The sequence below is a fragment of the Brevundimonas staleyi genome (assembly GCF_041893865.1).
Classification (GTDB): Bacteria; Pseudomonadota; Alphaproteobacteria; order Caulobacterales; family Caulobacteraceae; genus Brevundimonas; species Brevundimonas staleyi.
In genome coordinates, this window is record NZ_CP169082.1 from 534926 (window position 1) to 557688 (window position 22763).

At 68.0% G+C, this 22763-nt stretch carries 19 protein-coding genes and 1 tRNA gene; 9 read left to right on the forward strand and 11 right to left on the reverse strand.

Annotated elements, in window-relative coordinates:
- Positions 1-57: 57 nt before the first annotated feature.
- Positions 58-2421, forward strand: coding sequence for an NADP-dependent malic enzyme (locus tag ACETK8_RS02755; protein ID WP_374037993.1), 2364 nt, complete (start codon positions 58-60; stop codon positions 2419-2421).
- Positions 2422-2425: 4 nt separating this feature from the next.
- Here the strand turns inward: ACETK8_RS02755 and ACETK8_RS02760 are convergent, their stop codons facing one another.
- The 4 genes from ACETK8_RS02760 to ACETK8_RS02775 form a co-directional block, all read right to left on the reverse strand.
- Positions 2426-4111 (reverse strand): AmpG family muropeptide MFS transporter, encoded by a 1686-nt coding sequence (locus ACETK8_RS02760; RefSeq protein ID WP_374037994.1) that lies wholly within the window; start codon positions 4109-4111, stop codon positions 2426-2428.
- Positions 4112-4160: 49 nt separating this feature from the next.
- A complete protein-coding gene (locus tag ACETK8_RS02765; RefSeq protein ID WP_374037995.1) occupies positions 4161-5729 on the reverse strand; it encodes a response regulator in 1569 nt (522 codons plus the stop codon).
- 59 nt (positions 5730-5788) lie between these two features.
- Positions 5789-7378, reverse strand: coding sequence for a YifB family Mg chelatase-like AAA ATPase (locus tag ACETK8_RS02770; RefSeq protein ID WP_374037996.1), 1590 nt, complete (start codon positions 7376-7378; stop codon positions 5789-5791).
- 1038 nt (positions 7379-8416) lie between these two features.
- Positions 8417-8492 (reverse strand) — tRNA-Ala (locus ACETK8_RS02775).
- 154 nt (positions 8493-8646) lie between these two features.
- Here ACETK8_RS02775 and ACETK8_RS02780 point away from each other — a divergent pair.
- The 5 genes from ACETK8_RS02780 (at position 8647) to hisS (ending at position 13408) form a co-directional block, all read left to right on the forward strand.
- Positions 8647-8952: a YggT family protein gene (locus tag ACETK8_RS02780; protein WP_374037997.1), complete on the forward strand. Its 306-nt coding sequence runs from the start codon at positions 8647-8649 to the stop codon at positions 8950-8952.
- 110 nt (positions 8953-9062) lie between these two features.
- Complete coding sequence (locus tag ACETK8_RS02785; protein ID WP_374037998.1) at positions 9063-9944, forward strand: 3-hydroxybutyryl-CoA dehydrogenase; 882 nt, start codon at positions 9063-9065, stop codon at positions 9942-9944.
- The gene (locus tag ACETK8_RS02790; protein WP_374037999.1) at positions 9944-10501 is read left to right on the forward strand and encodes a phthalate transporter; all 558 of its coding nucleotides are present in this window, start codon (positions 9944-9946) and stop codon (positions 10499-10501) included. Before ACETK8_RS02785 ends, ACETK8_RS02790 begins: the two co-directional genes overlap by 1 nt.
- A 76-nt stretch (positions 10502-10577) precedes the next feature.
- Positions 10578-11822 (forward strand): DUF418 domain-containing protein, encoded by a 1245-nt coding sequence (locus ACETK8_RS02795; RefSeq protein ID WP_374038000.1) that lies wholly within the window; start codon positions 10578-10580, stop codon positions 11820-11822.
- Positions 11823-11923: 101 nt separating this feature from the next.
- Positions 11924-13408, forward strand: a complete 1485-nt coding sequence (gene hisS, locus ACETK8_RS02800) for a histidine--tRNA ligase (RefSeq protein WP_374038001.1) — start codon at positions 11924-11926, stop codon at positions 13406-13408.
- A gap of 268 nt (positions 13409-13676) precedes the next feature.
- Here the strand turns inward: hisS and ACETK8_RS02805 are convergent, their stop codons facing one another.
- Together ACETK8_RS02805 and ACETK8_RS02810 are read right to left on the reverse strand one after the other, a co-directional pair.
- A complete protein-coding gene (locus ACETK8_RS02805) occupies positions 13677-14249 on the reverse strand; it encodes a cob(I)yrinic acid a,c-diamide adenosyltransferase (RefSeq protein ID WP_374038002.1) in 573 nt (190 codons plus the stop codon).
- Between the two features lie 4 nt (positions 14250-14253).
- Positions 14254-14457, reverse strand: coding sequence for a twin transmembrane helix small protein (locus ACETK8_RS02810; RefSeq protein WP_374038003.1), 204 nt, complete (start codon positions 14455-14457; stop codon positions 14254-14256).
- A gap of 153 nt (positions 14458-14610) precedes the next feature.
- Between ACETK8_RS02810 and ACETK8_RS02815 the strand changes: the two genes are divergently transcribed.
- Positions 14611-15735 carry a hypothetical protein gene (locus ACETK8_RS02815; protein WP_374038004.1) on the forward strand — a complete coding sequence of 375 codons (1125 nt, stop codon included), beginning with the start codon at positions 14611-14613 and terminating at the stop codon, positions 15733-15735.
- On the opposite strand, the gene ACETK8_RS02820 is transcribed toward ACETK8_RS02815, so the two are convergent.
- The 3 genes from ACETK8_RS02820 to ACETK8_RS02830 all read right to left on the reverse strand — a co-directional run bounded on the left by ACETK8_RS02820 (position 15732) and on the right by ACETK8_RS02830 (position 19491).
- Positions 15732-17510, reverse strand: a complete 1779-nt coding sequence (locus ACETK8_RS02820) for an SLC13 family permease (RefSeq protein ID WP_374038005.1) — start codon at positions 17508-17510, stop codon at positions 15732-15734. The genes ACETK8_RS02815 and ACETK8_RS02820 overlap by 4 nt on opposite strands.
- A 159-nt stretch (positions 17511-17669) precedes the next feature.
- A complete protein-coding gene (gene ahcY, locus ACETK8_RS02825) occupies positions 17670-19061 on the reverse strand; it encodes an adenosylhomocysteinase (RefSeq protein ID WP_374038006.1) in 1392 nt (463 codons plus the stop codon).
- A 118-nt stretch (positions 19062-19179) separates the two neighbouring features.
- Positions 19180-19491, reverse strand: a complete 312-nt coding sequence (locus ACETK8_RS02830) for a metalloregulator ArsR/SmtB family transcription factor (RefSeq protein ID WP_374038007.1) — start codon at positions 19489-19491, stop codon at positions 19180-19182.
- An 87-nt stretch (positions 19492-19578) separates the two neighbouring features.
- Between ACETK8_RS02830 and ACETK8_RS02835 the strand changes: the two genes are divergently transcribed.
- Together ACETK8_RS02835 and ACETK8_RS02840 are read left to right on the forward strand one after the other, a co-directional pair.
- Positions 19579-20493 carry an acyl-CoA desaturase gene (locus tag ACETK8_RS02835; RefSeq protein ID WP_374038008.1) on the forward strand — a complete coding sequence of 305 codons (915 nt, stop codon included), beginning with the start codon at positions 19579-19581 and terminating at the stop codon, positions 20491-20493.
- The gene (locus ACETK8_RS02840) at positions 20490-20921 is read left to right on the forward strand and encodes a hypothetical protein (protein WP_374038009.1); all 432 of its coding nucleotides are present in this window, start codon (positions 20490-20492) and stop codon (positions 20919-20921) included. The genes ACETK8_RS02835 and ACETK8_RS02840 overlap by 4 nt, the downstream gene beginning before the upstream one ends.
- Here the strand turns inward: ACETK8_RS02840 and rlmN are convergent.
- Together rlmN and ACETK8_RS02850 are read right to left on the reverse strand one after the other, a co-directional pair.
- Complete coding sequence (gene rlmN / locus ACETK8_RS02845) at positions 20918-22075, reverse strand: 23S rRNA (adenine(2503)-C(2))-methyltransferase RlmN (RefSeq protein WP_374038010.1); 1158 nt, start codon at positions 22073-22075, stop codon at positions 20918-20920. The two genes, ACETK8_RS02840 and rlmN, sit on opposite strands and share 4 nt — an antisense overlap.
- Positions 22076-22174: 99 nt before the next feature.
- Positions 22175-22753 carry an ActR/PrrA/RegA family redox response regulator transcription factor gene (locus ACETK8_RS02850; RefSeq protein WP_374038011.1) on the reverse strand — a complete coding sequence of 193 codons (579 nt, stop codon included), beginning with the start codon at positions 22751-22753 and terminating at the stop codon, positions 22175-22177.
- Positions 22754-22763 lie beyond the last annotated feature (10 nt).

The following is a 22763-nucleotide window of genomic DNA, read 5'->3' on the forward strand; positions in this document are numbered from 1 at the left end:
TGTCCCGACGGAAACCCGCAGCTAGACCGGACGCGCCCAAAGCGTCAGAGACTCCGCATGCCCGATCAGACCGACAAACAGACCTTCTCCGACCAGGAGGCTCTGGATTTCCACCGGCTGCCGAACCCGGGCAAGATCTCCATGGCGCCGATCAAGCCCATGGCGACCCAGCGCGATCTGTCCCTGGCCTATTCGCCGGGCGTCGCCGTGCCGGTGCGGGCCATCGCCGACGATCCGGACGCGGCCTACGACTATACCTCCAAGGGCAATCTGGTCGCGGTCATCTCGAACGGCACCGCCATCCTGGGCATGGGCAACCTGGGGCACCTGGCGTCAAAGCCGGTGATGGAGGGCAAGTCGGTTCTGTTCAAACGCTTCGCCGACGTCGACAGCTTCGACATAGAGGTGAAGACCACCGATCCCGACGAGTTCATCACCGTCGTCAAGAACATCGGCGACAGCTGGGGCGGCATCAATCTGGAGGACATCAAGTCCCCGGAATGTTTCGTAATCGAAAGCCAGCTGCAGGACCTGCTGGACATCCCGGTCTTCCATGACGACCAGCACGGCACGGCCATCATCTCCACCGCCGGCCTGATCAACGCCTGCCACCTGACGGGGCGGAAGTTCGAGGACGTCAAACTGGTTCTGGTCGGCGCGGGCGCCGCAGGCCTGTCGTCGCTCAGCCTGATGAAGTCCCTGGGCGTGAAGCCCGAGAACGCCACGGTGGTGGACCTGCACGGCGTCATCTATCGCGGCCGCACCGAAGGCATGGACCAGTGGAAGTCGGTCCACGCCATCGACACCGACAAGCGCACCCTGGCCGAGGCGATGGTCGGCGCCGACGTGGTCCTGGGCCTCTCGGCCAAGGGCGCGATCACGCCCGAGATGGTCGCCACCATGGCGCCCCGCCCCATCATCTTCGCCATGGCCAACCCCGATCCGGAGATCACCCCGGAACAGGTCCACGCCGTCCGCAAGGACGCCATCGTCGCCACCGGCCGCTCGGACTATGTGAACCAGGTCAACAACGTCCTGGCCTTTCCCTATCTGTTCCGGGGCGCGCTGGACGTGCGCGCGCGCCAGATCAATCACGAGATGAAGATCGCCTGCGCCCACGCCCTGGCCCAGCTGGCCCGCGAGGACGTGCCGGACGAGGTCGCCGTGGCCTATCGCGGTCGCAAGCTGAAGTTCGGCCCGGAATACATCATCCCGACGCCCTTCGACCCGCGCCTGATCTGGTACATCCCGCCCTTCGTGGCCCAGGCCGCGATGGATTCCGGCGTCAGCCGCGTCCGCATCGAGGACATGGACGAGTATCGCGGCCATCTGCGCGAACGCGTCGATCCGTCCGCCGCCCTGATGCAGAAGATCTCCTCGGCCGTGCGCGCCGCCCCCAACAAGCGGGTCGTGTTCGCAGAGGGTGAAGAGTCGACCGTCATCCGCGCCGCCTGGGCCTTCAAACAGGCCGAGCTGGGCACGCCGATCCTGATCGGACGCGAGGACCTGATCCGCAAGAACGCCGCCGAGGCGGGCCTCGACTTCGACGCCATGGACATGGAGATCGTCAACGCCCGCGTCTCGGACCGGAACGTCGAATACACCGACTGGCTCTACGCCAAGCTGCAGCGCCGGGGCTATCTGCGCCGCGACGTGCAGCGGATGATCAACCAGGACCGCAACTATTTCGCCGCCGCCATGCTGGCGCGCGGTCAGGCGGACGCCATGGTCACCGGCACGACCCGGAACTTCAACATGGTGCTTAAGGAGGTCCGGCGTGTGCTGGACGTCGAGGGCGACAGCCTGATCGGCCTGTCGATCGTGCTGGCCAAGGGCCGCACCATCTTCGTCGCCGACACCTCGATCCACGAACTGCCCTCGGCCGAGGAGTTGGCCGATATCGCCATCCAGGCGGCGGCCACGGTCAAGAAGCTGGGCCGGACGCCGCGCGTGGCCTTCCTGTCCTATTCGACCTTCGGCAACCCGCCGGGCGATCGGGGCGACAAGGTGCGCGAGGCCATCCGCATCCTCGACCAGAAGGGCGTGGACTTCGAATACGAGGGCGAGATGCCGCCCGAGCTGGCGCTCGATCCGGCGCTGCGCACCAACTATCCCTTCATGCGCCTGAGCCGCGAGGCCAATGTGCTGGTCATGCCGGCGCTCCACTCGGCCGCCATCTCGACCCAGCTGGTCCAGGCGCTCGGCGGCGCGACCGTGATCGGCCCCCTGCTGGTCGGTCTGGAGAAGTCGGTGCAGATCGTGTCCCTGGGCGCCCAGGTGTCCGAGATCATCACCGCCGCCACCTTCGCCGCCTACGAAGAGGGCGTCAGCGTCGAGTTCGAACCGGACGACGAAGACGCCAATCCGCACCCCAGCGCGGCGGCCGAGCGCTCGATGACGGCGGTGCCGCCTACGGTCTGAGCGATCAGACCGTAGCGGTTCCCTCGCGGGCGATCTTGCGGGCCTCGAAGCCCAGCCGGACCCATTCGATCAGCACGAAGACGATGGCGATCACCCCGATCCAGGCGGCGATCATGAACATCGGCGCGTACCCTTGCGCGTCGATCAGCTCGCCCAGCGCGCCGCGTCCCAGGGTGCCGATCAGCAGGGCCAGGGAGATGAAGACCGCGAACTGGACCGCGCCGAAGGTCCGGTTGGACAGGGCCGACAGATAGGCGACGAAGGCCGCGCCCGCGAAGCCGCCGGCGATGTTCTCGCCCGCGATGGCCAGCATCAGTCGCGCCAGGGGCTCGCCCACCCCGACCGCGCCGAACAGGCCGTAGAGGCCCGTCGCCGACATGAAGCCGCCGATGACCGGTGCGCCGAGCGCCAGATCCATCATCAGGAGGTTGGTCGCCGCCGACAGGACCGCGCCGAGCAGCAGGCTCCACATCCGGCCGATGACCAGAAGGGCCCATCCCCCCAAGGCAATGCCGACGATGGTCATGATGACGCCGAAGGTCTTGGACGCCAGGGCCACCTCGGCGGCCGTGTGTCCGAGCGCCCCGCCGGTGTCGCCCATGTAGAAGGGGAAGGCGAACGGGCCCCAGACGCCGTCGGTGATACGGTAGGTCAGGATCAGACCCAGCACGATCACCGCGCCCCAGCCCAGACGTCCCATCAGCTCGACCAGAGGCGCAAGGATGGCGTCATAAAGGGTGTCGGCCAGTTTCGGCGCGGCGGAGGCCTCGGCGGCCGTGGCGGCCCGGCCCTTCCACACGATCAGGCCGGCCAGGGCGGCGGGCAGGACCACGGTCGCGCCCACGATCCACGGCCCCCACGAGCCGGTGAAGGTGCCCGCGCTCGGCGCCGGGGAGGTGGTCAGGGCCGTGACCATGAAACGGACCAGCATGAAGGCGGCCCAGGCCCAGGCGGCGAGCGTCGCCACCAGCACGATCAGGCGCAGACGCGGCGAACCCCGGCGCTCGCGCGCGATGGCGGTCCGGGACGACGGGACAGGCTCCGGCGCGATCAGGGTGCCGACGATGCCCAGCCCCATCAGGAGGGCGGCGGTCAGGAAGACGCCCGGCCAGCCGATGACCTCGGACAGCAGGAGCGACCCGGCCCCGCCGGCCAACGCCGCCGTGCGATAGCCGAGCTGATAGATGGTGGAGAGGAGGTCGATCGGGGTCTTCTCGTCCGCCACCTCGATCCGCCAGGCGTCGATGACGATGTCCTGGGTGGCGAAGGCGAAGGCGCCCAGCGCCGCCCCCATGGCCAGCGGCCCCAGCACGCCCGCGCCCGGATGCGACAGGGCGACGAGGCCGAGCGCCACGGCGATGATGACCTGCAGCACCAGAAGCCAGCTGCGGCGACGGCCGAACCGCTTGCCGATGCCCGGCGGGGTCCAGCTGACGGCCGGGGACCACAGGAAACGGAAGGCGCCGAACAGGCCGATCCAGCTCAGGATGCCGATGGTGGCGACCGGGATCTCCTCCTCGGTCAGCCAGGCGTTCAGGGTGCCGATCAGCATGGCGAAGGGCAGGCCGGCCGAGAAGCCGAGCAGCAGCATGGCCAGGGTGCGGCGCTCGCGGAAGGCGACCTTCAGCACCGCCAGACCCTTGGGCTTGACGTCGACCTCGGCGGGCGCGGCGGGTGGCGTCTGGGTCATCGGGCAGGCCTCTCTCTCGAAGGGCGCCCGATCTGATCGCCGGGTCGCCCTATCCGAAGGCGACCTTGGCGCGGAAGTCGCCGGCCGTCCAGCGGGCCAGGGCGGCGCGCAGGGCCTCGACCTCCAGAGGCTTGACCAGATGGTCGTCCATCCCGGCCTCCAGACAGGCCTGACGGTCCTCGGCGAAGGCGTTGGCGGTCAGGGCGACGATGGGGGTGCGGTCGCCGGACGCCCGGATGGCGCGGGTGGCGGCCGGGCCGTCCATGCCCGGCATCCGCATGTCCATGAAGACCAGATCGTAGCGGGCGCGCTTCAGGGCGGCGACGGCCTCTGTCCCCGTGGCGGCGGTCTCGACGACGCAGCCCTCGCGGCGCAGCAGGGTCTTGGCCAGAAGGGCGCCGACCGGATTGTCCTCGGCCAGCAGGATGCGGGTCCCGGCGAACCGGACCGGCAGGACGCGGTCGTCCTCGGGCGGCAGGCCGCGCGGCGCCCCGACCGCCTCGCCCATGGAGGCGGCCAGCACCCGTTCGACCAGGGAGGCGCGACGCAGGGGCTTGATCAGATAGCCGTGGAAGCCGACCGACCGGTAGCGGGCGATCAGTTCGCGCTCGGAGGGTTTCAGCAGGATCACCCCGCGCCCGGTGTCGGGCAGGGCCGCCAGCGGCAGGCCGGTCGCGGCCGTCTCGGCATGGTCGACCAGGGTGACGGGCGCCAGATTGCCTGCCGGCCAGACCGAGCCGCCGGACGCCGCGATCTGGGCCTCGGCGGCGGCGCGGACGAAAGGATCGGGCGTGCGGACGGCGACGGCCCGGTCGGTCAGGGGCCGGGCGCGCGGCGCGGCCGGGGCGACCGCATCGAAGGGCGCTTCGAACACGAAGCGGGAGCCGGGCGTCTTCTTCGATCCGGTGGTCTTCGGGTCGGGGCGATCCTCGACCCGGACGGTCCCGCCCATGGCCGTGGCCAGCTTTTGCACGACCGCGAGGCCCAACCCGGCGCCGCCGTGGCGGGTGGCGTCCGAGGCGTCGACGTGGCCGAACTCCTCGAAGATGCGGTCGCGGGCCTCGGCCGGAACGCCGGGGCCGGTGTCGTCGATGATGAAGGCCAGCATCGGCCTGTCATCCGGGCCGCCGGTGCGTTCGACCGCGATCCGGACCCCGCCCTTATCGGTGAACTTCACCGCATTGCCCGCCAGATTGAACAGGACCTGACGCAGCCGGCCCTCGTCGGCCAGGACATCGGGGGCCTCGGCCGAGACCGACCAGGCGATCTCCAGACCCTTGTCGTGGGCGCGGGGGCTGAGCAGTTCGGCCACGCCGCGCACCAGCCCTTCGAGTTCGACCGGCGCCGGATCGAACTCCAGCTTGCCGGCCTCCAGCCGGGCGTAGTCCAGAAGATCGTTGACCAGACCCAGCAGGTGTTCGGCGGAGTCGCGCGCCGCCTCGGCATAGGCCCGCTGGGCGCCGTCCAGACGGGTGCGGGTCAGAAGCCCCAGCATGCCGATCACCCCGTTCAGGGGCGTCCGCATCTCGTGGCTCATCAGCCTCAGGAAGGGATCGGCCCCGCCTTCGCGCGCCGCCTGAGCCGTATCCCCGTCCGTCGTCTTCGTCCGTCGCGCCATGTCCGCCCTGCCTCGGTCTCGAGGGTTCGAGGCATCCTGCCGGATCAGGTCTTAACCTTTCACCACGCGGGCAGGCCTTCGCGGACGCCCCCGTGAGCCCCCCTCTGCCGGTCGAACTGCTCCTGCGCCCCGACGGTGGTCCGGCGATAGATCAGGGCCTCGGCGATGTGGCGGCGCAGGACCCCGGTCGAACCCTCCAGATCGGCGATGGTCCGGGCCAGCCTGAGGGTCCGGGTCCAGCCGCGCGCCGTCAGTCCGCCCGCCTCGCCCGCCCGCATCAGCAGCGACCGCCCCGCCTCGTCCGGCGTGGCGAACCGGTCGAGCACCTCGCCCGTGGCGCGGGCGTTGAGGCCGAGGGTCGGGTCCAGCCCGGCCTCCCGCACCCTGTCCTCCTGCATGCCGCGCGCGACGGCGACGCGGGCGGCGGCCTCGGCCGTGCCTTCCGCCGGGCTGGGCAGGGCCATGTCCGCGGCGGTGACCGGCGGGGTCTCCACCGTCAGGTCGATGCGGTCGAACATCGGGCCGGAGATGCGGTTCTGATAGTCGCGCTGGCAGCGGGGGGCCTTGCCGCACGCCCCCTTGCCCGATCCGCCGAGCCCGCAACGACAGGGGTTCATGGCCGCGACCAGTTGGAACCGCGCCGGATAGCGGACGTGGGCGTTCGCCCGCGCCACCACGATCTCGCCGGTCTCCAGCGGGGCCCGGAGACTGTCCAGCGCCTGGGCCGAATACTCGGGCAGTTCGTCCAGGAAGAGGACGCCGTTGTGGGCCAACGACGCCTCCCCCGGCTTGGCGCGCAGGCCTCCGCCGGTCAGGGCGGCCATGGAGGCGGAGTGGTGGGGCGACCGGAACGGCCGGTCGCGGGTCAGGGCGCCCTTCTCGATCAATCCCGCCACCGACCACACCATGGAGGTTTCCAGGAGCTCCTGCGGCGTCAGGGGCGGCAACAGGCCCGGCAGCCTCTGCGCCATCATCGACTTGCCCGAGCCCGGCGGCCCCACGAACAGGATGTTGTGGCCCCCGGCGGCGGCGACCTCCAGCGCCCGTTTGGCGCTCTCCTGTCCCTTGACGTCGCGCAGGTCCGCCCGCGCCCCGCCCGCCGTGACCGGCCCCGGCTCGGGCGCGCGCAGGATCGTCGTGCCCTTGAAATGGTTGATCAGGCCGATCAGCGACCGGGGCGCCAGGATCCGCACGTCCCCGGCCCAGGCCGCTTCCGGCCCATTGGTCTCCGGACAGATCAGCCCCAAGCCCATCGAGGCGGCGGCCACGGCGGCGGGCAGGGTTCCGCCGACCGGCTGAATCCGCCCGTCCAGCCCCAGCTCCCCCAGCGCCGCCCAGCCCTCCAGCGCGTCCGGCGGGATCACCCCCAGCGAGGCCAGCAGGGCCAGGGCGATCGGCAGGTCGAAATGACTGCCCTCCTTGGGCAGGTCGGCGGGGGCCAGGTTGGCGATGATCCGCCGGGGCGGCAGGGCCAGTCCGATCCCGGCGAAGGCGCCCCTGACCCGTTCCCGGCTCTCGGCCACCGCCTTGTCCGGCAGGCCGACGATGGAAAAGATGGTCTCGCCATCGCGCCCGACCAGCTGCACCTCGACCGTGACGCGCCGCGCCTCGACCCCCTCGAACGCCACCGTCGCGATGCTCGCCAGCATGATCCGTCTCCCGCTTGATGAGAACGAACCATGAACCAAAAAAGATTGCAAGAGCGCAAAAAACACGCAAAGCGTGTTTACCGTGCTTTCACTGCTTAGGTCGTCCACCGGTCCATGCCGGGCGCCGCCCTTCCGGAGGCTATGCGTCCAATCCGTATCCGATGCTCGGTTCAGTGAGCAGCAAGGTCGGCTGAGCCGGATCTATTTCGACCTTCTGTCGCAGGTGCGATGGATCTGGGGCTCGTCGTCGATGACGAGGATCTGGGGACGCAGGGCGGACATCACAGCAACTCGCGGTGGGTGGCGATGGCCTTGGGCAGGCGGATCATGATGCGCGCGCCACTGCTACCGCGACGCGCTCCGCGAGGCGCGCGTTGAGCATGAGATTGCACTTGCGCTGGGCGGTTGGTCATCCGGAAGCGGGAACGAAGGCGGCGAGACTGCTGCTGCTTATGGGCGAGGCTACCGAGCCAGCACACTCCATGAAGCAATCGGGAGGGCCAGGTATGATGGGTTGGACCTCTCACACCTTTCTGAAGTTACCATAGAGGGGGCTTAAGCGGCCCCAAAGGCTGCAACTCCCGTGCTTCAATCAAATTGATCGCAACAAATCAGAAGCTGAATCTCGGCATCAAAGCCTTGTTGAATCGGAGTCAAGCGGTTTGTGGAGCCTGTTTCGACCTCTACGAAATCCGCTCCTCCATAGGCAGGAGGTCATCGATAAACTTCAGCATACCGGTGAAGCCACCCTACACGAGTTGCACAAGCTTTGCGTCAACGCGGAACACGAAGCCGAAGATAGTAGGTCGATCCCCGAACGATCAGGCCAGACGATTGCCGACGCCCGGCATCGGGTGACCGTGGAGAGGGTCGAAGGGTCCGTTTGGACGGTGTGTGCGGCGAGGTGGCGCCACAGTCTCGGGACGCTGAACTGACTGTAGCAGAACGCTTTTTCGACGGCCTCTTGGGAGCCGTGTGTAGCAGCGTGGTGTCAGATTTATCGCCTGATCCTGGCCAAACCCTTGTGGAGCAAGGATTTGGTGGAGCCGAGGGGAGTCGAACCCCTGACCTCGTCATTGCGAACGACGCGCTCTACCAACTGAGCTACGGCCCCCCGTTTCCCGGAAACGCGGGCGACAGGCGAGCGCGGGACATAGGCGGGCCGACCGCGCGGTGTCAACGGGCCGCACATGCGGACGCCGGGAATCCTTGGCCTTCGCCGTTCCGCCCGCTAGAAGCGGCGTTCATTCTATCAAGGAGTTCCGCGCATGGGCGTGGCGATCGTCTGGCTCATCAACGCCATCATCAGCCTGATGACCTGGTTCATCATCGGCTCGGCGATCCTCAGCTGGCTGTTCGCCTTCGATGTGATCAACCATCGCAATCGCTTCGTGAACCAGCTGGCCACCTTCCTGGACGCCGTGACCCGGCCCCTGATGGAGCCGTTCCGCCGCATCATTCCGCCGCTGGGCGGCATCGACATCTCGCCGATCGTGGTTCTGTTGCTGCTCAACTTCGCCCGCATCGCCTTCAACAACATGGCCGCCGGACCGATCATCGCGGTGCTCGGGTAACCACGCATCGTGGCCCGGGCGCCGCACCGCGACATTCCAGCCTTGCGCGCCGGACAGACGCTCTTAAGGTGCCCCGGCCCGGGCTATGAGCCGCATCTGACCTCGACTTCATGACCACCACGATCAAATCAGTCGCCGTGATCGGCGCCGGCCAGATGGGCGTCGGCATCGCCCACGCCGTGGCGTTGGGCGGCTACAAGGTGCGGCTGTACGATCTGGCGGCCGACCGTCTGCCCGCGGCCCTGGGCACCATCGCCGCCTCCCTGGCTCGCCAGGTCGAGCGCGGCCTGGTCACCCAGGCCCAGGCCGATACGGCCATCGCCAACATCGCCGCCGTCGAGACCCTGGCCGAGGCCGGCAAGGCCGATCTGGTCATCGAGGCCGCCGTCGAGGACGAGGCGACCAAGAAGGCGGTCTTCGTCGAACTGACCCCGCATCTGGGCGCCGACACCCTTCTGGCGTCCAACACCTCCTCCATCTCGATCACCCGCCTGGCCTCCGCGACGGATCGTCCGGACCGGTTCATCGGCCTGCATTTCATGAAGCCGGCCCCGGTGATGAAGCTGGTGGAGATCGTGCGCGGCATCGCCACCTCGGCCTCGACCTACGAGACCGCCGTCGCCTTCGCCGAGAGCCTGGGCAAGACCACGACCAACGCCGAGGACTTCCCCGCCTTCATCGTCAACCGCATCCTGGTGCCGATGATCAACGAGGCGATCTACACCCTGTACGAAGGGGTCGGGAACGTCGCCTCCATCGACAAGGCGCTGAAGCTGGGCGCCAACCACCCGATGGGCCCCTTGGAACTGGCCGACTTCATGGGTCTGGACGTCGTCCTGGCCATCATGAACGTGCTGTACGACGGCCTGGCCGACAGCAAATACCGGCCCTGTCCGCTGCTGGTGAAGTACGTCGAGGCCGGGTGGCTGGGGCGGAAGTCCGGGCGCGGCTTCTACGACTATTCCGGCGACGTTCCGGCGCCGACCCGCTGATGGCGCGCTTCGACACCCTCGACGACCTGCCGGGCCGGTCGCCGGTCATCTGGCGCCGGACCCGCGCGGCCATTCCGCTGGCGGCGCTGGCGGGCGTCATGTGGCCGCCCCTGATCCTGACCCTGCTGATCTGGCCGCCCCAGAACTGGATGCCGGGTCGCGAGATCGACTGGCGGCTGGTGGTCCTGTTCGTCGGCCTGATCGCGGTGCCCGCCGGCTTCTGGTCGATCCGGCGCGAGCGTGACCGGCGCGGTCGTCCGGGTTCCCGCCTCGGCGTCGTCTGGCGCTTCATGCTGTACGGCGGTCTGGTGGCGGCGGCCATGCAGACGCTGCTCGCTCTGTCGATGATGGTCTTCGGCTGGATCGCCTCGGGCGACATCGGCCAGGGCGTGGGCGCCACCGAGACGACCCTTCTGATCTATGGCGTCGCCGGTCTTCCGGTCGCTATCCTGGTCGGCGTCTCCTACGCCCTGTGGGCCGGTCTCTGCGCCGCCTTCATCGCCTTCGCCCCCGCGCCGGAGAAGGTGAAGGACCGTCTGGGCGTCATCGGTCGCTGAGGCCGCGGCCCTGGCCGCTAGACCTGTCATCTCGTTCGGCTAAGCTTCGTTCCACAACCTCCGGGGGACGCGCGTCATGGCCATGCCGGCACTCGATATCCAGCCCGCCGCCGCGACCGGAGGCCTGGCCCCCACCGCCACGGCCGACCGCATCTTCCAGCTCGACATGCTGCGCGGCTGGGCCGTCCTGGGCATTCTGGCGGTCAACGTCCTGTCCTTCGCCTGGCCCTTCCAGGTTCTGGCCTCCGAGGCCCCGCCGCCTGGCTCGACCAGCCATGCCGACATGGTCGGGACCTGGGTCGCGGAGGTCTTCTTCCACGACAAGTTCCGCACCCTCTTCTCCATGCTGTTCGGGGTCTCGATCTTCCTGGTCGGGGGCGAGAAGACCGACGACCGGCGAGGCGGCCTCTTGTGGCGCCGTCTCCTTTGGCTGGGCCTGTTCGGCGTCCTGCATGGGATGCTGCTCTGGTACGGCGACATCCTGTTGCACTACGCCTACTGCGGCCTGATCATGATGACGATGCGCTCCTGGAGCGCGCGGCGGCTGCTGTGGATCGGCGGGGCGGTGACCGTGCTCTGGGCCGTCGTCGCCGCGCTCGCCGCCTGGGGCATGGCCAACATGCCGCCCGAGGTCGCGGTCCAGATGGAGGCCGGTCGCCCGCCCTCCACCCCCGAGGCGATCGCCGAGGCCGTGGCCGCCTATCGCGCGGGCTTCCCCGCCGGTCTGATCGAGAATCTCAAACACTGGGGCATGTTCCAGCTGATGGCCAGCCCGATCCTGATCCCGGTCACCGTGCCCCTGATGATGCTGGGTCTGGGCCTGTTCAAGTCGGGCTATCTGAGCGGCCGCGCGCCGTTGTGGGTCTATGGTCTGGTGCTGGTGATCGGCGGCGCCAATCTGGCGGCCCTGGCGATCTGGGGCTGGCAGGACGTCATGGCCGGACCGGCGGATCCGACGAAGGGGCTGGCCGGCGCCGCGGGCGGGGCCGCCTTCCTGATCACCCTCTTCTACGCCACCGTCCTGATCCTTCTGGTCCGGTTCGGGCTGAAGCCTCTGGTCGCCTGGCTGGCGCCGGTCGGGCGGATGGCCTTCACCAACTACCTGACCCAGACCCTCATCATGGTCACCCTCTACTACGCGCCCTTCGGCCCCATGTGGTTCGGCCTGCATCATCCGGCCGAGATGTGGGCCGTCGTCGTCGCCGTCTGGGTCGCCCAGATCGTCTGGTCCCCCCTGTGGCTCTCGGCCTTCACCATGGGTCCGTTCGAGTGGGTGTGGCGTTGCCTGAGCTACGGACGGTGGGTGCCGCTGCGGAAGTAGGGGTTAGGGCGTAGGTCTTAGGGGTTAGGGGTTAGGGTGGCTGCATCTCGGGCTTCCCTAAGCCCTGTTCCCTAAGCCCTAACCCCTCTAATACGCCCCGCATGACCGACACGCCTGACCCTATCCGCCCCGAAGCCCGCGCCCCCCGGGGCTTCGCCGACCGCCGCGGCCCCGAGGTCGCCCAGGAGCGGCGCATCGTGCGCCAGGTGTCCGAGGTCTACGAACGCTGGGGCTTCGAGGCCTTGGAGACCGGCGCCTTCGAGTACGCCGATGCGCTGGGCAAATTCCTGCCCGACGCCGACCGTCCGAACGAGGGCGTCTTCGCGCTTCAGGACGACGACGAACAGTGGATGGCCCTGCGCTACGATCACACCGCGCCGCTCGCCCGGTTCGCGGCCCAGTCGTGGGAGACGCTGCCCAAACCCTATCGCCGCTACGCCTTCGGTCCGGTGTGGCGCAACGAAAAGCCCGGCCCCGGCCGTTTCCGCGAGTTCGTCCAGTGCGACGCCGACACCGTCGGCTCCGACCGCCCGGAGGCCGACGCCGAGATCATCGCCATGGCCTGCGAAGGCCTGCAGGCCGCCGGCCTCGCCGAGGGTCAGGCCGTGGTCCGGGTGTCGAACCGCAAACTTTTCGACGGCCTGTTCGAGGCGGGTGGGATCACCGACCCGATCCAGCGCCTGACGGCGCTGCGCGCCATCGACAAGTTCGACCGTCTGGGCTGGGAGGGCGTGGCCCAGCTCCTCGGCGAGGGCCGTCTGGACGACAGCGGCGACTACACCAAGGGCGCCAATCTGCCGCTCGGCGTCGCCTCGACCATCGAAGCCTTCCTCGGTTCGGCCTCCGAAGGGACCCGCGCCGAGACCCTGGACGCCATCGCCCGTTCCGGGGGCCTCGGCGCCGCCGGCGAAGCCGCACTTGAGGAGTTGGCCGGCATCGACCGGGCGCTTACCGCCATGCGCGTCGACCAGGTCACCGTCCGCTTCGACCCGACCATCGTGCGCGGTCTGGAATACTACACCGGTGCCGTGTTCGAGGCCGAGCTTCTGCTCGACACCACCGATGACAAGGGCCGCCCGGTCCGCTTCGGCTCCATCGGCGGCGGCGGCCGTTACGACGATCTCGTCGCCCGCTTCACCGGCCAGTCGACCCCGGCCACCGGCTTCTCCTTCGGCGTCTCCCGCCTCGCCTCGGCGCTGCGTGCGGCGGGTCGGGCAGGGGAGGTCGCGCGCGGCCCGGTCGTCGTCATCGTCTTCTCCCAGGACGACATGCAGTCCTATCTCGACGCCGTGTCCGAACTGCGCGCCGCCGGGATCGCCGCCGAACTCTATCTCGGCCGCGCGGGCATGAAGGCCCAGATGAAATACGCCGACCGTCGCAACGCCCCCGCCGCCGTCATGCTGGGCGGGGACGAGATCGCCGCCGGTCAGGTCACCATCAAGGATCTGGACGCCGGTCGCGCCGCCGCTGCTGGTCTCGCCGACAACGAAGCCTGGAAGGCGGCCCGTCCCGGTCAGCAGACCGTGGCCCGCGCCGACCTCGTCTCGACCATTCGCGCCATTATCGAAGCTTCTTCGACAATCTGACCGCATCACGGATTGGTTATCGACGTTCAGTCAGAAAACCACCCATTTTCGCTTGAGGTTTGATTGACTTGAATGGCGCTGGGGCGTCATTTGGTCTCACTCGAACGGCGCGGCGCTGCAAAGCGCAGCCGCTGATCGAAGGCGTTTCGGGGAGGAAACGTCCGCTCCTTAGAGAGCGTGAAAGCCCGCTGCGATGTATCCCCCGCAGCGGGCTTTTTCACGTCTGGACACCAGCCGCGCCGACGACGATGGGCGAATGAGACGCCGCCTATCGCGTTCCGCCCGGAACCCATTTCACGTCGTTGGCCCCGTTGGCGTTGGCCCGGCGGGCGGCGACGAACAGGTGGTCGGACAGGCGGTTCAGATAGCGGATGGCCTCGACCGTCACCGGCGTGCCCGTCTCCATCAGCCGGATGGCGTCGCGCTCGGCCCGTCGCGCCACCGTTCGCGCCAGATGCAGGTGGGCCGAGAACGGCGAGCCGCCCGGCAGGATGAAGCTGTCCAGCGGTTTCAGGCTCTCGTTCATCCAGTCGATCTCGGCCTCTAGCCTGTCGATCTGGGACTGGACGATGCGCAGGGCCTCCCATTTCGGCGGCGGGTCCAGAGGGGTGGCGAGGTCGGCGCCCAGGTCGAACAGTTCGTTCTGGATCCGGCCCAGCATGGCGTCGATCCGGTCGTTCTGGCCCGAGTGCAGGCGGGCGACGCCGAGGACGGCGTTCAGCTCGTCCACCGTGCCGTAGGCCTCCACGCGCGGATCGGTCTTGGGCACGCGCTGGCCGGTCGCCAGGCCCGTGTCGCCGCCGTCGCCGGTGCGGGTGTAGATCTTGTTGAGGACGACCACGGCCTCAGGCCCCGTGGGTGGATTTCCACCACAGGCCGGCCATCAGGAGCACGATCGCCGTCGCTTGCAGGACGACGCGCAGCCGCATCAGCTTGTTGGAGTTGGACCGCGCATAGTCGCCGCCCCGGAACAGCGAATAGATGCCGAAGCCCAGGGTGATGGCGACCGCGCCGATGGCGAGGAGGACGAGGATGTCGAAGACGTTCATGGCGTCAATCTAGGCCTGTCGGAGAGGCTGCGCCAGCGATGCGACGGCGCATCATGCGCCCACAACCTGAACGTCGTTCACCTCCAGCTAACCCTACCCCTGCGCGCCATCCTAACCTTTACCGTGGCATGGCGGTTTCCGTCAGGAGCCCGAATGACCGACCGCGCGATCCGCAATCTGGACAATCTGAGAACCTCCGCCTCCACGGCGCGGGTGCTCAACCTTCTGCGGGTCAGTCACGAGCATGGGCGGACGGACGGCTGGCGCGATGCGCCCCTGTTCGAGAACGCGACCCTGAACCGCTCGCTCATCATCAAGCACCGCCTGCGCCGCAACGAGATCGACGAGTTCCGCGTGCGCCGCTATGTGGCGACCAAGATCGTCCTGCCCATCGACGGTTCGGACCTGAGGGTCGGCGGCCGCTATCTGTTCGTGGACCAGATGGGCTTCGACCAGACGCTGGAACAGTCGCTGGGCATCGGGCCGACCCATCCCGACCGGCGCGTGCTGGACCTGATCGACGAACTGCCGAGCCTGGACCCCTTCCTGCTGCGCGAACAGCTGCGCCGGAACGGCCATTCCCCGGACCCCTGCTACTTCAACGTCTCCGAGGCCGACCTGATGCGGATGGCGGAGTTCGTGGCCCACGAGATCACCCCCCTGGTCGACCTGTCGATGGGGCCGGGCGCGGATCTGGCGGCCGAGAACCCGGTGGCGCGGCTGACGGCCAAGATCATGTCCAACTCGGCCGGCGACGACATGAGCGCCCTGGGCCAGACCCTGATGCTGCGCCCCGACGAGTACGAGGAGGGGATCTTCTGCTGGAAGGGCTTCCTCTATTACAAATGGGCCCTGCAGGCGATCACGGGCGACATCGGCTGGGTGGTCGACAGCGTCCGCCGCGCGAAGCCCTGGGGCCGCACCGACCCCGAACAGCACGCCAATATCGATCGGGCCAAGGAACAGGTGCGCCGTCGCATCCTCCTGACCTGCGAGGCCACGGCGGACATGCTGCGCATCTATGACGACGCCTTCCGCGGTCTGACGCTGGAGGGACGTCCCACCGCCTTCCGCGACTTCCTGAAGGACGCCCCGGTCCTGTTCGCGCGCCTGGGCGAACGTCTGGGCGCCATCCAGCACATCGTCAGCTTCTGGCGCTACCGCATGGGCGGCGACAAGTCGGCGCCGGGGGCGGAGGAGCTGCTGGACCTGCTGGCCGATTTCGAGACCAGCCTGGCGGGACGCGAGCGTCCGGACGCGATGGCTCTGGCGGCCTAGAGCGGCCAGAAGAACAGAATCAGCGGCGGTCCGGCGATCAGGACCAGCAGGCTGAGCGGCGCGCCCAGCCTCGGATAGTCGGCGAACCGGTAGCCGCCCGGCCCCATGACCAGCGTATTGCACTGGTGGCCGATGGGGGTGAGGAAGTCGCACGCCGCTCCGACCGCCACCGCCATCAGGAAGGCGTCCGGATTGAACCCCAGCCGCCCGGCCAGGGTCGCCCCGATCGGCGCCACGATCAGGACGGTCGCCGCATTGTTGAGGAAGGGCGTCACCGCCATCGAGGCGAACAGCACCCCCGCCACCGCGACCACGCCCGGCAGGCCGGTGAAGACGCCTGACAACAGCTCCGCGATAAGGTCGGACCCGCCCGTCTGCTGGATGGCGTCGGACACCGGGATCAGGGCGGCGACCAGCACCAGCAGCGGTCCGTCCAACGCGGCATAGGCCTCGCGCATCTTGAGGCCGCCCAGGGCCACGATCAGCACCGCCGCGCCGAAGAAGGCGATGGACACGGGCACGAGACCGAACCCGACCAGGGTCATGGCGGCGGCCAGCACCACGGCCGGCAGATAGCGTTTCCTCACCCCTCCCAGCCGCATTTCCCGCTCGGCCAGGGGCAGGAGGTCCAGCGCCTGCAAGGCGGCGGGCAGGCGCGGCTCGGCGCCCTGCAACAGGATGATGTCGCCGGCGTGCAGCTTGGCGGTCCGGAGATGCTGGGACAGTTCGAAGCCGGAGCGGGAGACGCCCAGAAGGTTGACCCCGTGCTGGCCGTAGAGGTCGGACTCCTTCACCGACTGATCGACCAGCGGCGAGTTCCGGCCGATCACCGCCTCGATCACGGCGATGTCGTCGGTGGGAGCGTCCAGGGCGATGGGGCGGTCCTCGCGCACCAGCTTCAGCCGGGCACGGGCGATGAAGTCGTTCAACGCCTCCTGATCGCCTTCCAGCAACAGGACGTCGCCGGCCGTGGCGACGATGTTGCCGCGCGGCTTGGGCCGGCGCTTGCCGTCGCGGATCAGGGCCATGATCCGCACCTCCTCGCCGCCGCACTGGCTGGTCAGCTGGTGCAGGGTCAGGCGGCCCAGCGACCAGTCCTCGGGCACGGAGGCCTCGGTCAGATAGGCGTTGGCCGAGAGGGCGGCGCTGAGGCTGACGGCCCCCTGCCGGTCCCTGGGCAACAGCCGATAGCCGAAGGCGAGGAAGACCAGGGCCAGGCCGGTCAGGGCCAGACCCACCGGCGCATAGTCGAACATGGAGAAGGGCTGGCCGAGGATCTCCTGACGCACCTCGGCGACGATGATGTTGGGCGCTGTCCCGACCAGGGTGACCATGCCGCCCGCCATGGCCCCGAACGCCATGGGCATCAAAAGGCGCGAGGGCGAGGTCCCCGTGCGGCGCGCGACCTGCAAGGCGACCGGCATCATGATGGCCAGGGCGCCGACGTTCTTGGTCACCATGGAGAGCACGGTGACGGCGGTGGTCAGGACCGGCGCCTGGCTGCGCTCGGTCTTCAGCATCGGCATGATCCGACGCAGCGCCAGTTCGACGATCCCAGAGCGGGCGAAGGCGGCCGACACCACCAGGGCGCAGGCGATGATGACGACGACGTCGTTGCGGAATCCGTCGAACGCCGCCTCGGTCGGGATCACCCCGACCGCCAGCCCGGCCAGCAGGGCGCAGACCGCGATCAGGTCATAGCGGAACCGCCCCCAGATGAAGGCGCCGATCGTCAGGCCGACAAGCCCGAAGGCCAGACCCTGTTGTAATGTCACGCGATGTCCTCGGCCCCAAGGCGGACGGAACGCATCAGGGCGAGCTTGGCTGCACGCACGAAAAAGGGGCGACCCGTCGCCGGGCCGCCCCTTGGTCTGTTCACACACCGCCCGCGCTCAAGTAGCGGAGCCCCGCGGGCGAAGCGGTAGCGCCCTTACTTAGTAACGATAGTGATCCGGCTTGAACGGGCCTTCGGTGGGCACGCCGATGTAGTCGGCCTGGTCTTGGGCCAGCACGGTCAACTGGGCGCCCAGCTTGCCCAGGTGCAGGGCGGCGACCTTCTCGTCCAGGTGCTTGGGCAGGGTGTAGACCTGGTTCTCGTAGGCCTTGATGTTGGTCCACAGTTCGATCTGGGCCAGCGTCTGGTTGGTGAACGACGCCGACATCACGAACGAGGGGTGGCCCGTGGCGTTGCCCAGGTTCACCAGACGGCCTTCCGACAGAAGGATGATCTTCTTGCCGTCCGGGAACTCGATGTGGTGCACCTGCGGCTTGATCTCATCCCACTTGAAGTTCTTCAGGCCGGCGACCTGAATCTCCGAGTCGAAGTGACCGATGTTGCAGACGATGGCGTTGTTCTTCATCGCGCGCATGTGCTCGACGCGGATGACGTCCTTGTTGCCCGTGGCGGTGCAGAAGATGTCGGCCTTGTCGGCGACGTCTTCCAGGGTGCGGACCTCATAGCCTTCCATGGCGGCCTGCAGGGCGCAGATCGGGTCGATCTCGGTGACGATCACGCGGGCGCCGCCTTGGCGCAGCGAAGCGGCCGAGCCCTTGCCCACGTCGCCGTAGCCGCAGACCACGGCGACCTTGCCCGACAGCATGACGTCGGTGCCGCGACGGATGGCGTCGACCAGCGATTCACGGCAGCCGTACAGGTTGTCGAACTTGGACTTGGTGACGCTGTCGTTGACGTTGATGGCCGGGAACGGCAGGTCGCCCTTCTTGGCCATTTCGTACAGGCGGTGGACGCCCGTGGTGGTCTCTTCCGACACGCCGCCGATGGCGTCGCGGATGGCCGAGTAGAAGCCGGGCTTCTCGGCGATGTAGCGCTTCATGACCTTGTAGAGGGCTTCTTCCTCTTCGTTGGTCGGGTTGTCGAGCAGGGTGATGTCCTTCTCGGCCTTCGGACCCAGCACGCACAGCAGGGTTGCGTCGCCGCCGTCGTCCAGGATCAGGTTCGGATAGCCGCCGTCATGCCATTCGAAGATCTTGTGGGCGTAGTCCCAGTATTCTTCCAGCGTCTCGCCCTTGGTGGCGAAGACCGGGGTGCCGGCGGCGGCGATGGCGGCCGCGGCGTGGTCCTGGGTCGAGAAGATGTTGCACGAGGCCCAGCGCACTTCGGCGCCCAGGGCTTCCAGCGTCTGGATCAGGACGGCCGTCTGGATCGTCATGTGCAGCGAGCCGGCGATGCGCGCGCCCTTCAGGATCTGCTGGGCGCCGAACTCCGAACGCAGCGCCATCAGGCCGGGCATTTCGGTCTCGGCGATCGCGATTTCCTTCTGGCCGAAGGCGGCGAGGCTGATGTCGCGGACGATATAGTCGGGCATGGAGGCTCCTTGGGCGCGTGCTCGAAATCTCAGGATTGCGCGCGCCTATAGCCCGCGCAGAGGCGCAGGGCAACAATCATATAAGGATGTCTTTATATGATCGCCGTGCGGCGACACCCTAGCTCTTGCGCGCCTTGGCGATGGCGGCGCTTTCGGCCTTCAGAGGCTTGGAGACCGGGCAGACTTCCTGGGCGTAGCTGGACAGGGTGTTGGCCAGGTGGTCGGGCACCAGGCTGTAGTGGACGAACTGGCCCTTTTTCTCACTGGTCACCAGGCCGGCGTTCTCCAGCACGGTCAGATGCTGGCTGACGGCGGGCTTGGAGATTTCAAACCGCGCGGCGATCTCGCCGGCCGTCAGGTCGGCATGGGCCAGATAGGCCAGCATCTTGCGCCGGATCTGGCTGGACAGGGCTTCGAACACGCGTTGCATGGTGTCTTATTTAAGTGATTTGCGAACGGCTTGCCAGAGGTACGTTTAGTGATTTAAGGTATTCCTTAAATACGAAAGGGAATGCCGATGCACGATCCTCTCGACCCCTGCGCCGTCAACAGCCTGATCGAGACGCCCGGATGCGATCCGGTCGCCGGGCGCGTCGTCTGGGATCCGCTGCATTCGCTGTGGAATGGCGGGATGATGGCGGCGACCCTGATCGCCGGGCCGTTGACGATCGGTCCGGCGGCCTTCGCGATCTTCGTCGTCACGACCGGGGCGGGGCTGCTGCTCGGCCATTCGGTCGGCTTTCACCGGCGCATGATCCACGGCAGCTTCAAATGTCCGCTGTGGCTGGAGCATGGCCTGGTTTGGGTCGGAACGGTCGTGGGGATCAGCGGGCCGTTCTGGATGATCCGCGCCCACGACCTGCGCGACTGGGCCCAGCGTCAGCCGGACTGCCACGACTACCTGTCCAACCGGCAACCGATGCTGATCGACGCGATCTGGCAGATGCACGGGCGTCTGGTTCTGGATCGCCCGCCGGCCTTCGACTTCGGCCGCATCGGGCGGGACCGCTTCTATCGCTTCCTCGAACGCACCTGGATGCTGCAACAGGTCCCCATTGCGATCGTCCTGTACGTGATGGGCGGCTGGAGCTTCGTGGTCTGGGGCGTCTGCGCCCGCATCACCGCCTCGGTCGTCGGCCACTGGTTCGTCGGCCATCTGGCCCATACGCACGGGCCGCAGACCTGGCTGGTCAAGGACGCGGGGGTTCAGGCCCACGACGTCCCCTGGGCCGCCGTCCTGACCATGGGCGAGGGCTGGCACAACAATCACCACGCCTACCCGGGCTCGGCCCGGATCGGCCTCTATCCGGGCCAGAGCGACTGGGGCTGGCGGTTCATCCAGATTCTGGAACGGCTGGGTCTGGCCTGGGACGTGCGGACGCCGGAGGCGATGGTCGGGCGGCGCGCGGCGCTCGCGGAGGCAGGGCGATGAGTTTGCGTATGTTGAAGCACCCAATTCTTGGGTTTGGGGCGGGAGCTGCCAGTGGCGGCCTAATGACTGCGGCTGTTTTCGCCTTCAACTATGCCATCACCCCGTTGCCGGGTTTGGCCAGTGTCCCCGAGGCGCAGCGAGTCGCAGGGTTCGCGACATCGGTCTTCGTCATCGCCACGATCATCTGGAGCCTTGGTCTTCTCGTCATCGGCTGCCCCGTCTGGACGGTTCTGGAGAACCGAGGCGTGCGGGGGCCGCTTATCGCCATTCTGTTCGGCACGTTCGCGGTCTATGGAGTCAGCCTGTTGTGGCCTCCCTCCTCATGGACGGGCGCGATCGACCCAAGCCGCATAATGTTGGCGATCTCCGGAGGACTTGTCGGCCTGGTGATTGAACGCGTGGCCTACCGGTCGACCAAGAAGTCCTAAGCCGCCGCCTGTTCGGCCTTTCTGAGCGCCGAGGCCCGGACCTTCTCGCTCTCGGACTTCAGCTGGCCGCAGGCCGCGAGGATGTCCCGGCCGCGCGGGGTGCGGATGGGCGAGGCGTAGCCGGCCTTGTTCAGGATGGCGGCGAAGCGTTCGATCGTCTTCCAGTCCGAGCACTGGTAGTCCGTGCCGGGCCAGGGGTTGAACGGGATCAGGTTCACCTTGGCCGGGATGCCTTCGATCAGCTTCAAGAGGGCGCGGGCCTCTTCCGGACTGTCGTTGACGCCCTTCAGCATCACATATTCGAACGTCACCCGGCGCGCGTTCGACAGGCCCGGATAGGCGCGGATCTCGGCCATCAGGGTCTCGAGATTGAACTTCTTGTTCAACGGCACCAGGACGTCGCGCAGCGGATCGTTGGTGGCGTGCAGGCTGATCGCCAGCATGGCCTGGGTGCGTTCGCCGAGCGCCTGAAGCTGGGGCGTGACGCCACTGGTCGAGACCGTGATCCGGCGGCGCGACAGGGCGATGCCCTCGTTGTCCGAAATGATGTCGATGGCGTCCGACACATTGTCCAGATTGTAGAGCGGCTCGCCCATGCCCATGAAGACGATGTTCGACAGGCGACGGTCTTCCTTGGGCGACGGCCATTCGCCGAGGTCGTCGCGCGCCACCTGGACCTGGGCCACGATCTCGGCGGCGGTCAGGTTGCGGACCAGCTTCTGGGTGCCCGTGTGGCAGAAGGTGCAGTTGAGCGTGCAGCCGACCTGCGACGAGACGCAAAGCGCCCCGGCGCGACCGACGTCCGGGATATAGACCGCCTCGATCTCGATGCCCGGCGCGGTGCGGATCAGCCATTTGCGCGTGCCGTCCTTGGACACCTGACGCTCGACGATCTCGGGGCGGTTCAGGGTGAAGGCGGCCGCCAGTTTCGCCTGGGTGTCCTTGGCCACATTGGTCATGGCCGCGAAGTCGGTCACCCCATAGTGGTGGATCCAGCTCCACACCTGAGACGCCCGCATCTTGGCCTTTTCGGGCGGACAGATGTCGGCGTCGATCAACGCCTGGCGCAGGCCCGCGCGCGTCAGACCGCTGAGGTTGACGGGCGGCTTCTCGGCCGGGGTCGAGGTGCGCGACAGGTCGAGCGTGATGCTCACGGGCGGTGATCCTGGGTGAAGGGGAACACGCCTTTTAGCACGGATCGCGCTGGATTTAAGGCGCAGTCTTCCCGCCGGTCCCCGCGAGGCCGAAAGACGTCAGCGCGGGGCGCGCTTGGCCAGGATGCGCTGGAGCGTACGGCGGTGCATGCCAAGGCGACGCGCGGTCTCCGAGACATTGTGGTCGCAGAGCTCGTAGACGCGCTGGATATGCTCCCAGCGGACCCGGTCGGCGCTCATCGGGTTTTCCGGCGGCTCGGGCGCATCGCCCGTGGCCAGAAGCGCCTTGACCACGTCGTCGGCGTCGGCGGGCTTGGACAGATAGTCGACGGCGCCGGCCTTGACCGCCGCGACGGCCGTGGCGATGGCGCCGTAGCCGGTCAGCATGACGATGCGGGCGTCGTCGCGGCGCTCGCGGATCGCCTCGACGATCCTGAGGCCGTTGCCGTCCTCCAGCCGCATGTCCAGGACGGCGAAGGCCGGCTGGTGGCTGCGCAGAAGCTCGACGGCCTCGCCGACCGATCCGGCGGTCGTGACCTCGAACCCGCGCGCCTCCAGGGCCCGACCCATGCGGGTGCGCAGCGCCTGATCGTCGTCGAGCAGGAACAGGGTGCGGTCATGAAGCCCGGCGATCCGGTCTTCGAGATTGGCGGGCAGGGCGGCGGCAGCGGTCGTCATGGAAAGTTCT